12 protein-coding genes and 1 pseudogene are annotated in these 12,873 nt (G+C 63.6%); 7 read left to right on the top strand and 6 right to left on the bottom strand.

The features are described 5' to 3' along the window. Position 1 precedes the first annotated feature (1 nt). The gene (locus tag VFB05_RS28145) at positions 2-928 is read right to left on the bottom strand and encodes a class I SAM-dependent DNA methyltransferase (protein WP_325018620.1); all 927 of its coding nucleotides are present in this window, start codon (positions 926-928) and stop codon (positions 2-4) included. Positions 929-1,001: 73 nt separating this feature from the next. Between VFB05_RS28145 and VFB05_RS28140 the strand changes: the two genes are divergently transcribed. The 5 genes from VFB05_RS28140 (at position 1,002) to VFB05_RS28120 (ending at position 6,372) form a co-directional block, all read left to right on the top strand. After that, on the top strand, positions 1,002-2,045 hold the full coding sequence (locus VFB05_RS28140; RefSeq protein ID WP_325018619.1) for a ligase-associated DNA damage response exonuclease: 1,044 nt from the start codon (positions 1,002-1,004) through the stop codon (positions 2,043-2,045). Then, entirely contained in the window at positions 2,042-3,721 is a 1,680-nt protein-coding gene (locus VFB05_RS28135; RefSeq protein ID WP_325018617.1) for a cisplatin damage response ATP-dependent DNA ligase, read from the top strand. Before VFB05_RS28140 ends, VFB05_RS28135 begins: the two co-directional genes overlap by 4 nt. Positions 3,722-3,809: 88 nt before the next feature. Next, positions 3,810-4,112, top strand: coding sequence for a DUF6460 domain-containing protein (locus VFB05_RS28130; RefSeq protein ID WP_325018615.1), 303 nt, complete (start codon positions 3,810-3,812; stop codon positions 4,110-4,112). A gap of 69 nt (positions 4,113-4,181) precedes the next feature. Further along, on the top strand, positions 4,182-5,462 hold the full coding sequence (locus VFB05_RS28125; protein WP_325018703.1) for an MATE family efflux transporter: 1,281 nt from the start codon (positions 4,182-4,184) through the stop codon (positions 5,460-5,462). A gap of 175 nt (positions 5,463-5,637) precedes the next feature. Continuing rightward, a complete protein-coding gene (locus tag VFB05_RS28120; RefSeq protein ID WP_325018613.1) occupies positions 5,638-6,372 on the top strand; it encodes an MBL fold metallo-hydrolase in 735 nt (244 codons plus the stop codon). Between the two features lie 69 nt (positions 6,373-6,441). On the opposite strand, the gene VFB05_RS28115 is transcribed toward VFB05_RS28120, so the two are convergent. After that, positions 6,442-7,215 (bottom strand): hypothetical protein, encoded by a 774-nt coding sequence (locus VFB05_RS28115; protein WP_325018611.1) that lies wholly within the window; start codon positions 7,213-7,215, stop codon positions 6,442-6,444. A 227-nt stretch (positions 7,216-7,442) separates the two neighbouring features. Between VFB05_RS28115 and VFB05_RS28110 the strand changes: the two are divergent. Beyond that, positions 7,443-7,563, top strand: a pseudogene (locus VFB05_RS28110) (protease HtpX); the annotation flags it as partial. 5 nt (positions 7,564-7,568) lie between these two features. On the opposite strand, the gene VFB05_RS28105 reads toward VFB05_RS28110, so the two are convergent. The 3 genes from VFB05_RS28105 to VFB05_RS28095 all read right to left on the bottom strand — a co-directional run bounded on the left by VFB05_RS28105 (position 7,569) and on the right by VFB05_RS28095 (position 9,929). Continuing rightward, entirely contained in the window at positions 7,569-8,666 is a 1,098-nt protein-coding gene (locus VFB05_RS28105) for a quinone-dependent dihydroorotate dehydrogenase (protein ID WP_325018609.1), read from the bottom strand. Beyond that, the gene (locus VFB05_RS28100) at positions 8,663-9,007 is read right to left on the bottom strand and encodes a DUF952 domain-containing protein (RefSeq protein ID WP_325018607.1); all 345 of its coding nucleotides are present in this window, start codon (positions 9,005-9,007) and stop codon (positions 8,663-8,665) included. The genes VFB05_RS28105 and VFB05_RS28100 overlap by 4 nt, the downstream gene beginning before the upstream one ends. A gap of 139 nt (positions 9,008-9,146) precedes the next feature. Then, positions 9,147-9,929: a class II aldolase/adducin family protein gene (locus tag VFB05_RS28095; protein WP_325018605.1), complete on the bottom strand. Its 783-nt coding sequence runs from the start codon at positions 9,927-9,929 to the stop codon at positions 9,147-9,149. Between the two features lie 211 nt (positions 9,930-10,140). On the opposite strand from VFB05_RS28095, the gene VFB05_RS28090 reads away from it, so the two are divergent. Beyond that, a complete protein-coding gene (locus tag VFB05_RS28090; protein WP_325018603.1) occupies positions 10,141-11,070 on the top strand; it encodes a 2-dehydropantoate 2-reductase in 930 nt (309 codons plus the stop codon). Positions 11,071-11,212: 142 nt separating this feature from the next. On the opposite strand, the gene VFB05_RS28085 is transcribed toward VFB05_RS28090, so the two are convergent. Further along, the gene (locus VFB05_RS28085) at positions 11,213-12,847 is read right to left on the bottom strand and encodes a lysine--tRNA ligase (RefSeq protein WP_325018601.1); all 1,635 of its coding nucleotides are present in this window, start codon (positions 12,845-12,847) and stop codon (positions 11,213-11,215) included. Positions 12,848-12,873 lie beyond the last annotated feature (26 nt).

Genomic DNA, 12,873 nt, shown 5'->3' with positions numbered 1-12,873 from the left:
ATTACGGCTTGGCCGCGACCGCGACGAGGCCCGGCACCGGCATGTTGCTCTCGGTGCGGAACGATTGTTCCTCGAGCTGCGACAGCGCCAGGCCCGAATTTGCCAGCGAAGCGCGGACGTATTGCGGGCTATGGGCATAGCGCAGGCCCTCGCCGATCATGACGCCCTCACCGGCGTTGCGCTCCAGTGTGAACGCCAGAAGGCCGCCGCTCGCGAGCACGCGGCGGATTTCCGTCAGCACGGGAACGAGATCGGCGACATAGACCATGGCGTCCGCAGCGAGGACGAGATCGGCGCAAGCGTCAGGCTTCGCCCGCAAGCCTTCCAGCATGTCGCCAACTTCAAGCTCGCCGTAAAGCCCGGTCTCTCTCGCCTTCTCGATCATGCCGGGCGACAGATCAATGCCGGTGAAATGATCGACCTCTTTCGCGAAGGCGTTTGCCGCCAGACCAGTGCCGCAGCCGAGGTCGATCGCGCGCTTGAAGAACGCGGGCTTCTTCGCTGCATGACGCGCCGTCAGCACCGCCTTGAACAGCACCGACGGTCCGCGATAGTCGAGATCGTCGATCAGCGCACGATCGAACCGCGGCGCGTATTGGTCGAACAGCGTGCGCACATAGGCCGGCGGCATCGCCGCCAGTTCTTCTGCGCCAAGCCGCATCAGCTTCAGGCTGGCGCCGTGCGGATCCTGGCGATCGGCATCGCGAGCCTTCCTGAACGCGGCGATCGCCGCATCGCGCTCGCCGAGTTGCTGGCGAATCTCGCCCAGCGTGAACCAGGCCGAGACAAAGCCGGGCGCGAGCTCGATCGCCTGCTCGAGCAAATCGGCCGCCGCCGGCAGGTCGCCCCTGAGCTGCAGGTCGCGCGCAAATTCGTAGCGGCGGTCGGCGGTCAGATCGCCGGAGGACAGAAACAGGCGCGCGGGCATGTCAGGGCCGATTCGGGTTGCGGGGGCAAAAGGCGGGACTCGAACGAATGTCCTGTCAGCCTATATAAACACCATGCGCCCGCAAGACATCCTGACGCCGCAACCGGCCGGCCTCGCCTGCAAGGTGGGCGGCTTCCATATCGATCCGGTGCGGCCCGTGGAGCGCGCCGTGATCACCCACGGCCATTCCGATCATGCCCGCGCCGGCCACGGCGCGGTACTCGCGACGCAGGAGACGCTCGACATGATGCGGCTGCGTTATGGCGAGAACTTTGCCCGCACGACCCAAGCGGTTCGCTATGGCGAGGAACTGCGGCTCGGCGACGTCACCATCAAATTCCACCCGGCCGGACATGTGCTGGGGTCGGCGCAGATTGCGGTGACGAGCGGCGGCACCAGGATCGTCGCCTCCGGGGATTACAAGGATGCGCCCGACCCGACCTGCACGCCGTTCGAGGTCGTGCCCTGCGATGTCTTCATCACCGAGGCGACATTCGGACTTCCTGTATTTCGTCACGGTGATGCGGCGGATGAAGTCAAGAAACTGCTTTCCTCGGCGGCGCTGTTTCCGGAGCGCGCGCACCTGGTCGGCGCCTATTCGCTCGGCAAGGCGCAGCGCGTGATCGCGCTGTTGCGCCAAGCCGGTTACGACGCGCCGATCTATCTGCATGGCGCGATGGAAAAGATCACGCACTACTATCAAAGCCGCGGCGTCGATCTCGGCGAAATCAGCGCCGTCAAAGGCATGAAGAAGGCCGATCTCGCCGGCACCATCACACTGGCGCCGCCGTCGGCAACATCAGACGTCTGGACGCGGCGATTTCCCGATCCCGTCACCGCCTTTGCCTCGGGCTGGATGCGGGTACGCGCTCGCGCCCGCCAGGGCGGCGTCGAACTCCCGCTCGTCATTTCCGACCACGCCGACTGGGACGGCCTGACCGCGACCATCAAGGCGACGGCAGCACGCGAAATCTGGGTCACCCACGGCCAGGAAGATGCGCTGGTGCATTGGTGCAAGACGCAAGGGCTTAGCGCTCGCCCGCTCGATCTCGTCGGCTATGGCGACGAGGACAGCGGCGAAGGCGACGTGGCGGTCGCGGAAGGCGATACCGCATGAACCGGTTCGCAGAACTGCTGGATCGCCTCGCTTACGAGCCCGGCCGCAACAACAAGCTGCGCCTGATCACGAACTATTTTCGATCCGTGGAAGATCCCGATCGCGGCTACGCGCTCGCGGCGCTGACCGGCGCGCTGTCGTTCAAGCACGCCAAGCCCGGCCTGATCCGCGATCTGATTGCCGAGCGCACCGACCCCATGCTGTTCGCGCTCTCATATGACTATGTCGGCGATCTCTCGGAGACGGTCGCGCTGATGTGGCCGAAGAACGTCGAGGATCGACTCCACAACAACCCGCCGCCGCCGACCTTGAGCGAAGTCGTCACCACGCTGCGCACGCTCGGGAAGACCGAAATGCCGAGAAAACTCTCGCGCTGGCTCGATGACCTTGATGAAACGGGCCGCTGGGCGCTGTTGAAACTCGTGACCGGCGCAATGCGCATCGGCATTTCCGCGCGGCTCGCCAAGACCGCGGCGGCCGCGCTAGGCGACAAGGATGCCCACGAGATCGAATTGCTCTGGCCCGGCCTCACCCCGCCCTATCTCGATCTGTTCGCCTGGCTGGAAGGCCGCGGCGACAAGCCGGTCAATCGCGATCCGGCGCCGTTCCGTCCGGTGATGCTGGCGCACGCGATCGAGGATACGGACTTCGCCGCTCTGAACCCGGACGACTACATCGCGGAATGGAAGTGGGACGGCATTCGCGTCCAGGCGGTCAGCGGCCGCGGCCCTGAAGGTCATCTCGTGACCCGGCTTTATTCGCGCACGGGCGAGGACATCACCAAAAGCTTTCCGGATATGTTGCCCTCGCTGCATTTGCCGGGCGCGATCGATGGCGAACTGCTGGTGGTGCGTGAAGGCCGCGTGCAGAGTTTCAACGTGCTGCAACAGCGCCTCAATCGCAAAGTCGTCTCGACAAAACTGATCAAGGATTATCCGATCCACCTGCGCGCCTACGACCTGTTGGCCGACGACGAGGCCGATCTGCGCGAACTCAGCTTTGCCGAACGCCGCGAGCGGCTTGAAGTCTTCGTCGCGAAACTCGGCGATCCCAAAGTCGACCTTTCACCCACGATTGCCTTTGACAGTTGGGAAGCGTTGACGTCGGCGCGTCGCGATCCCTCAGCCGCGGGCGCCGGTGCGGATGCCGAAGCCGTCGAAGGCGTGATGCTCAAGCGCCGCGATGCGCTCTATCTGCCGGGACGCCCCAGGGGCCAGTGGTGGAAGTGGAAGCGCGATCCGCACATCATCGATGCCGTCTTGATGTATGCCCAGCGCGGCCATGGCAAGCGCTCGTCGTATTATTCCGATTATACCTTCGGGGTCTGGACCGGCGAGGACGGCAACGCGCAGCTCGTTCCGGTCGGCAAGGCCTATTTCGGATTCACCGACGAAGAGTTGTTGCAAATCGACCGCTTCGTTCGCCGCAACACAGTCGAAAAATTCGGTCCCGTGCGGCATGTCGTGCATGAGCCCGACCTGGGGCTGGTGCTGGAAGTCGCGTTTGAAGGCTTGCAACGCTCGACCCGGCATAAATCCGGCGTCGCGATGCGGTTTCCGCGCATCAATCGCCTGCGCTGGGACAAGCCGCCGCGCGAAGCCGACCGGCTCGAGACGCTGGAGCGGCTGTTGAAGAGCTCGGCGACATCGGAGCCCGCCGAATCCGGGGCGGATTAAAAAATTGCAATCGAAAGATTAAGGAAAACGTGTTCCCAGCCTTGCTGGTCATGCTTTAGAATATAGATCGCAGCCGCGGAGACGATCCATGCAGAACGAGACGAGACCCTTGCCGTCGAATAACGACGCCCTGTACCGCTTTCTGGGGGGCTCGCCTTTGGCCGTGGCGTTCCGCCTGATCCTGCTGTCGATCCTGGTCGGCGTCGTGCTCGCCGCAATCGGCTTCGATCCCTGGAATATTTTGCGCAGCATTGAACTGCTGTTTCGGCGCATCTGGGATCTCGGCTTCGATGCGATCAACTGGCTGTGGCGCTACTTCCTGCTCGGCGCCGTGATCGTGATTCCGGTCTGGCTGTTGATGCGGCTGTTCGGCACGCCGCGCGGAAGGTAACAAGCGGGCTGATCTTCCGTGAATTCGAAAGTGACGAGCGCGCGGGTGTTCGCCATCGCGGGTCCCGCGATGGTCGCCAACCTGACGACGCCCCTGATCGGCGTTGTCTCGACGATTGCCATCGGGCGGCTCGGCGATGCTACGTTGCTCGGCGGCGTCGCCATCACGTCGGTGGTTTTCGACTGCCTGTTCTGGCTGTTCTCGTTTCTGCGCACGGGCACGGTTGCCTTCACGGCGCAGGCGCTCGGCGCTGACGAAACCGAGGAAATCCGCGCCCTGCTGGTGCGCGGCCTCGCCATCGCCGCACTGATCGGCCTTGGCCTGATCATCCTCCAGATTCCGCTCGGCGTGATCCTGCTCGACGCGATGGGCGGCAGCGCAGGCGTGACGCGCGCCGCGCGGGCCTATTTCGCGATCCGCATCTGGTCGGCGCCGATCGTGCTGGCCAATTTCGTCGTGCTCGGCTGGCTGATCGGGCAGGCGCGCGCCGGACTCGCGCTCGTCATCCAGATCGTCATCAACGTCGTCAACATGGCGGCAACGCTGGCGCTCGTGACCGGCATGAATGCGGGAATCGAGGGCGCCGCGGTTGCGGCTGTCATCGCCGAGACGGTCGGGCTTGTGCTCGGCGTCGCGGTTGCGCGCACCATCATGCATCAGCCGCTCAATGTGCCGCGCGTGGTGCTGCTCGACCGCGCCAAGCTGTGGCGCATGCTTAGCGTCAATCGCGACATCATGATCCGCACCGCGGCGCTGATCGCCGCGCTGCTCTTCTTCACCGCGCAAGGCGCGCGCGCCGGCGACGTCGTTCTCGCCGCCAATGCGGTTTTGAACAATTTCCTGCTGATCAGCGCCTTCTTTCTCGACGGTCTTGCCAATGCCGCTCAGCAACTCTGCGGGCAGGCCTATGGCGCGCGAGACCGCACCTCGTTCTCCGACGCCGTGCGGCTGGTGCTGTCATGGGGATTTGGCTTTGCTGTCGCGGTCGCAATCGTGTTTGCACTGTTCGGCCCCGCGCTGATCCACATCATGACGGCCAACGACAATGTGCAGCAGACTGCGCAGGAATATCTCTGGTTTGTGGTGGTCTCGCCGCTTCCAGCGGTATTTGCCTTCGGCTATGACGGCATCTTCATCGGCGCGACCTGGGCGCGCGAGATGCGCAACCTGATGATCCTGTCGCTGCTTTGCTTCCTGGCCACCTGGTTTGCGCTGCGCGGGCTCGGCAATACCGGCCTCTGGATCGCCATGCTGGTACTCTACGCTTCGCGCGGGGGCTTACAGGCGCTGCGCTATCCCGCCAATCTGCGTGCGTCATTCGCGCCGATTGCGGTCCCTGTCCCCGCCTAGTGGAGTGGATTTGACATTCGCTATCCACCTAGCCACGAGTCCGGGAAGCGAATGTCAAATCCTAAACTCCACTAGAAATTTATATCTGCTAGTGGTCCTTTGATTCCAACATTCGCAAAGTGGCCGCTGAGAAGGGATGCGAATGTTGGAATCGGACCACTAAAGGTAAAGACTTATGCAGTTGCGTTTCGTTGGCAGCGGCGACGCGTTCGGCTCCGGCGGCAGGTTCAACACATGCTTTCACTTAACCGGCGCGCGCACCAATGTCCTGATCGATTGCGGCGCGTCGTCGCTGCCGGCGCTCAAAGGCCAAGGCGTTAGCCGCAACGATATCGATCTCGTTCTGATCACGCATTTCCACGGCGACCATTTTGCCGGCCTGCCGTTCCTGCTGCTCGACGCGCAATTTGGCCGGAGAACCCGCCCGCTGACGATCGCCGGCCCTGAAGGCATCGCGATGCGGCTCACCCAGGTGATGGAAGCGCTGTTTGAAAATTCGTTGAAGACCAAACAGCGTTTCGACCTCAACGTCGTTTCGCTGTCGCCTGACAAAGCCGCTCGCTTCGGCGACGTGAGCGTCACGCCGTTTGCGGTCGTGCACGGCGACTCCGGCGGTCCGTTCCTGGGCTACAGGATCGAGGCGGAAGGCCGCACCATCGCCTATACGGCGGATACCGAATGGACGGAATCATTGATCCCGCTCGGCCGTGACGCCGATCTGTTCATCGCCGAGACGTATACCTACGACAGGCCGGTCAAGAACCATCTCAGCCTGAAGGCGCTGGAGGCGCGGCTTGCGGAGATCAAGCCGAAGCGGCTGATCCTGACCCATATGAGCGACGACATGCTCGAACGGCTGGGCGGTCTGCCCTATGAAGCCGCCAGCGACGGGCTCGTGGTTGCGATCTAGTGCATGTACTCAGGCCTGGGGAATCCGACGCCAAGTCCGACTTCAACGATCTGCTGCGTTTTGCCGCGATTACCATTCGTCATCGTAGTACCACCACCTCGCCGGGTGGTTCCTGTGCGGCGGGGGCGGCTGCGGCCGCATTTTGGCTTGCGGCGCTTGGGTCGGTCCTGCCGAAGGCGGTGACGACCTCGCCAACGCGCTCTGTTCGGAAATCCTGGCGAGCTGGCGCGCCGCGTCTTCCTGCTTCGCCTTGAGTTGCTCGATGGCTTTTCCATTGTCGCTGGCCATTTGGTCCTGCTTCGCCTTGAGCTGTTCTATCGCCCGCTCCAGATTTGCGATATCGCCCGTCATCTTTTGCAGCAACTGCGTCAGCTCTGAAACCGTTGCCGCCGTGGCGGCGTCCTGCGCTCCAGTGTTGAGCGATGATGCTGCTTGCGGCGGGGCTGCCTCTGCAGCGCTCAATTGAACGGCCGGTGGATCGGGCTGTGCAGGCGGCGGGGCATTCGATCGCGAGGATGAGGTTGAAACGAGCTGCGTCGGCGATTGGGCACCGAGCAGTGCCACGCGGCCATGAGACGATTGCAAAATGACGGCAACCACGATGCCGACGGCGCACGCCGCCGGCAGCAGGACGATGAGCCGCCGCCGCTCGGGCTTCCCGTGCGGTGGCTGCGAGGCGGGAACGACCGGAGGATCGTTTGTGGCGTCGTGCCCGCTTGTCGAAGGTTGCGCAGACATGCGCGCAATCTGTTCATCGACGCGCGCAAGTTTTTCGTAGGCACTTGCAATCTGTTCGTCGGCGCGCGCGATCAGGTCATCCCTTGTGTTCGCTGTGGAATTCATTGGCGTTCCTTTTCCGTCCAATGTCACCCGCCGATGATCGCATGGTCGCCCCGGTCTCGCAAACTACCGCGACTATTTTGCTCCAGCGGCTTGACCTGGATCAAGGAGTTGCGATTGCGACGCTCGCAGCACATAGCCTTGGGACGCCGCGCTCAGCAGCCGCGCAGGGGCGCGTGACCGAACGACCTGCGGACCCAATTCCGCTGGCAGGCCTCACAGCGCTCTTCATGCTACCTGATAGGTGGCAAGAACGGGGCGATGATAGCGTTGGTGATCGCTGCAGCGACCAACGTGTTTACGTACCGGAATTCGGACCGCATGGTGCTGTCGACCTATGGCGCCCACGATGCGCCCTAGCCAACCGGCCAGTCCTCGGCCGTGATGGTGGCCGCGTCGGCGCCGACGATTTCCGACAACGAGTCGCGGCCCGTGCGGAGCAGCGTCGAGGACAGATCGCGCTTGATGTCTTCGACGAGGCCGAGGCCCTTGTAGACCAGCGCCGAGTAAAGCTGGATCAGGCTCGCGCCGGCGCGGATCTTGGTGAGCGCGCCGCCGCCGGAATCGATGCCGCCGACGCCGATGAGCGGAAACGCGCCCTCGGTGCGCACATAGGTCTCCGCCACCATCCGCGTCGACAGCCGGAACAGCGGCCGGCCTGATAGCCCGCCCGACTCCTTGGCGCGACTTTGTTCGCGCAAGGTCGAGGGCCGTCCGAGCGTCGTATTGGTGACGATCATGCCGTCGGCGCGGCGCGAGCGGGCGATATGAACGACGTCGTCGAGCTCGGCGAGGCTGAGATCGGGCGCAATCTTCAGGAGGATCGGCGAATCGCCCGCGTTCTTGCGTACCCGCTCCCGGGCGTCGATCACCCGCGCCAAAAGCTCGTCGAGCGCGTTCGCCTGCTGCAGGCTGCGCAGGCCCGGCGTATTGGGCGAGGACACGTTGACGGTGAAATAGCTTGCGACCGGCGCGAAGGTTTCGATCAGCTTCACATAGTCGTCGTTGCGATCGGCGGAATCCTTGTTGGCGCCGATGTTGACGCCGACAATGCCGCCGAGATGGGCGCGCGCCGCAAGCCGCCGCAGCACGACCTCCGCACCGTCGCCATTGAAGCCGAGGCGATTGATGACGCCTTCATCGCGTTCGAGACGGAAAATGCGCGGCCGCGGATTGCCGCCTTGCGGCCTCGGCGTCACCGTTCCGACCTCGACAAAGCCAAAGCCGAGGCGCAGCACCGCGTCCGCCACCTCGCCGTTCTTGTCGAAGCCCGCCGCCATGCCGACAGGATTCGGGAAATTCAGCCCGAACGCCCGTACCGCAAGCTTTGGATCGTCGGAGCGCGGCCGCATCGGCGGCAGCAATTTCAACCCGTGCACGGCCAGCTTGTGCGCATCCTCCGGATCGAGCCAGCGGAGCAGCGGCAGCGACAGAGCGTCGAAGGCGCGGATCACGGCTCGAGCTCCGGGATGTCGTGAAAGCCGTCGGAGCGCGCGCGCATCGAAAGGATGGCCGTAACGGCGCCGAGATCGAGTTCGCCATAGAGATGCGGAAACAGCTCGTCGTTGCGCGAGGGCTCCCACTTCAGCGCATCGCCCAGCGCGTCGGAATCGACCGCGATCAAAAAAAGGCCGGTCTGGCCAGCAAAGTGCTTTCGCGCGGTCTCTTCCACCTGCGAAGCCGTCGAAAAATGAATGAAGCCGTCACGGAGATCGACGGGGCTGCCCCTGAACACACCCTGCCGCTCCGCCTCGCGCCAGGCCGAAGCCGGGCAGATCTTGTAGATCTTGCGCACGAAGGATTTATTCCCCCTGGCCGCGCCGTATCGGCGCGGCTCAGCTGTTTGAATAGACGAAATACCGGTTTGCTTTCGCAGGGACGGCGGCAAATTTCAAGCCGGTCAGCCGCGCGGTCCACGCTGTCAGGCAACTGCCCTACGTCGCGTAGTCCGGTTCCTTTCGGTCGAGCATGCGCTTGAGCGCCGCGAAATGCCGCTCTGCGGGCGACAAGCCGGTGTAATAGCTATTGCCGCGCATCTCCTGCTGGGTCTTCTCCACAACAGGTTCCGGGAGCTTTTTCAACGGCTGCCCCGTCCACATCGCATAGATCTGCACCTGGGCGGCGCGCTCGATATAGTAGAGCTTGTCATAGGCGGCCGCGATGGTTTCCCCGACCGTCGAGATGCCGTGATTGGCCATGAACAGGATGGTCTTGTCGCCGATGACCTTCGCCAGCCGCTCGCCCTCGGCCGGATCGAAGGCCGGACCCGTGTATTCGTCGTCATAGGCGATCTTGCCGGCCATGCCGGTCTCGGTCTGCCCGATCTCCTTGATGCGCGGATCTTCCAGCCGCGTCAGCGCGCTCGCAAACGGCATGTGGGTGTGGAACACCGCCTTGGCCTGCGGCAGCGCCTTGTGGATCGGCGCGTGGATGCAATAGCAGGAGCGCTCGACGTCGCCCTCGCCGCGCTTGACCTTGCCGTCGTCGATGCCGACTTCCATGAAGCAGGAGGCCGTGACTTCCGACCAATGCGTGCCGAACGGGATTTGGTAGTAGCGGTCGCTTTGCCCCGGCACCACGAAGGTCAGGTGGTTGAAAATGCCCTCGGAAAAACCTTGCATGAAGGCCAGCCGATGCGCGGCCGCCAGATCGAGCCGTGCCTGCCACTGCTCGGCGCTGGTGTCGGAAACCGTTTCCGGCGAAACCCTGAACTGCATGAGCAACTCCCTGAATGTCTGTTGTTTGAGGCAACCCTAGCGCGATTTCACCCGCGCGTCATGGCCGGGCGTGACCCGGCCATCCATCAAAAATGAAGAGCTCTCTTGCAAAGTAGGATGGATGCGCGGGTCAAGCCCGCGCATGACAGGTTAGGCGTGGCGCCGCACCAATTCAGCGGGTAATTTGCAGTGAAATCCGAACGAGGCCTGCATGCCGCCACCAGCCGCCAATTCGAAACGCCAGCGCATTGCCGTCATTGGGCTCGGCAGCATCGGCGGCGTGGTCGCGGGCATGCTTGGTGCGGCCGGGCGGCACGACATCGTGGCCTGCGTCAGGCGCCCGATCGCGCGAATGACTGTCGAGTGCGCCGGCGGCACGATCGAATCCCCGCTTCCCGCCCTGACCGATCCGCACGAAGCGCAGCCGCAGGATTGGGTTCTGCTCTGCACCAAGGTGCAGGACACGGCAGCGAGCGCACCCTGGCTGCAACGGCTGTGCGGTCCGGCGACGCGGGTCGCAGCGCTGCAAAATGGCATCGGGCATGCCGAAAACCTCGCGCCGTTCACAGGCCGCGCGACCGTGATCCCGACCATCGTCTATTACAACAGCGAGCGGCTGGCGCCCGATCGCGTTCGCTACCGCCGCGGTAGCGAATACGACTTCGCCGTGGCCGACGACACCGATGGACAGGCGTTCGCGGCGCTATTCGACGGCACGATGCTGCGAACCCTCTTGAGCGGCGACTTCAAGACGCTGGCGTGGCGAAAGCTTTTGGTCAACGCGGTTGCCAATCCCGTCTCCGCACTCACGCTGCAGCGGAATGCGGTGTTCCGGCGCGAGGACGTTGCAGCGCTTTGCCTGGCACTGCTGGAAGAGGCAGTCACGGTCGGACGCGCCGATGGCGCGCGGCTTGCGACTGACGAGGCCGCGCAGACGATGGCAAGGCTCACTGCTATCCCGCCCGACGCCGGCTCCTCGATGTATTTCGATCGCCTTGCCGGCCGCCCGCTCGAGATCGACGCGCTGACGGGCGCGGTGGTCGAGCTGGCTGAACGGCATCGCGTGCCGACGCCGCTGCTCAAGATGCTGCTCACGCTGGCGCGCGCAGCAAGTGATGGGCCTGCACTGCCACGGCATTAGTCGATGTCGTCGCGGCGAACGCCGGGACCCATACCGCGGAATCTTTCCGTATCGTGATTAGGTGGTCGCTGTCGTCGCAACAACGACTGCTTGTGGTTATGGATCCCGGCTCGCGCTTCGCTTGGCCGGGACGACGAATTACTTAAGCCGACCTTGCCAGCGCGCCGTCGATCATCGCGACCGCATTCGCAAGGCCATAGACCGCGACGAACGAGCCGAAGCGCGGGCCTTTTTCCTGCCCGAGCAGCACCTGATAGAGCATGTTGAACCAGTCGAGCGAGACGCCCGGCCGGCCGTCCTTGCCCTTCTTCACGGGATCGAGGAATGGCTCGCGGCGGCCGATTTCGTAGACGACATTCTGGATATCCTCGGCCGTCGACTCCGTGGACATATTCGCGAGCGCATCGCGCAGGTCCGATAGCGCCGCGCGCTCGCCGTCCGTCGGTTCGCGGAATTTCTTGGTCGGCGCCACGAAGTCGCGATAGTAGTTGATGGCGTAGCCGACCATCGCATCGAGTTTTGGATGCGTTTGCGGCGTCACACCCGGCCGGTAGCGGCCGATGAAGCCCCACAGCGTCGAGGCGTTCTCGGCATTCGAGGACGACACCAGCGTCAGCAACAACTGGAACGTGACCGGCATATCGGCCTTCGGCGGATGGCCGGCATGGATGTGCCAGACCGGATTGCCGAGCTGCTGACGCGCATCCTGACGCGGAAATCCTTCGAGGAATTGTTGATAGTCGTCGACGTTGCGCGGGATCACGTCGAAGTAGAGGCGCTTGGCCGCCTTCGGCTCGCGATACATGAACAACGACAGCGATTCCGGCGAGGCGTAACGCAGCCATTCGTCGATGGTGAGCCCGTTGCCCTTCGACTTCGAAATCTTCTGGCCCTTCTCGTCCAGGAAGAGTTCGTAGTTGAAGCCTTCCGGCGGCGCGCCGTCGAGCGCCGCGCAAATCTTGCCGGAGAGCTTGACCGAATCGATCAGGTCCTTGCCGGCCATTTCATAGTCGACGCCGAGCGCGGCCCAGCGCATCGCCCAGTCCGGCTTCCACTGCAATTTGCAGTGCCCGCCAGTGACAGGAAGCGTGACGTGCTCTTTCGTCTCGGGATCGTCGTAGGAGATCGTGCCGGCCTTGCTGTCATGCGCCGTGATCGGCACATACAGCACGGCCCCGGTGCGCGGACAGATCGGCAAGAACGGCGAATAGCTCGCTGCGCGCTCTTCGCGCAATGACGGCAGCATGATCGCCATCACCTTCTCGATCCGCTCCAGCATCTTCAGAAGCGTCGCGTCGAATTTTCCGGACGTGTAGTAGTCGGTCGAAGAGGCGAACTCGTAGTCGAAGCCGAACGTATCGAGAAAGGCACGCAGCCGCGCATTGTTGTGCGCGCCGAAACTCGGATGCGTGCCGAACGGGTCCGGCACTCTCGTCAGCGGCTTGCCGAGATTGGCTTCAAGCAGCTCCTTGTTCGGCACATTGTCCGGCACCTTGCGCAGGCCGTCCATGTCGTCGGAAAACGCCAGCAGGCGGGTCTTGATCTTGTCTTCGGTCAGCACGCGGAAGGCGTGACGCACCATGGTGGTGCGCGCGACCTCACCGAAGGTGCCGATATGCGGCAGCCCCGACGGACCGTAACCGGTCTCGAACAGCACTTCATCTTTCGGTTTCTTTTTCAGCCGCGCCACGATCGCTTTCGCCTGCTCGAACGGCCAGGCGTTGGATTGTTCGGCGACCGCACGCAGGTCGCTGGGGCTGAGATTGTTGACGGACATATTTGGGAAGGATCTCCGAGGAAGTG

The sequence above is a fragment of the Bradyrhizobium sp. genome, assembly GCF_035652035.1.
Lineage (GTDB): Bacteria > Pseudomonadota > Alphaproteobacteria > Rhizobiales > Xanthobacteraceae > Bradyrhizobium.
This window is presented reverse-complemented; position numbering and strand designations above follow the sequence as displayed.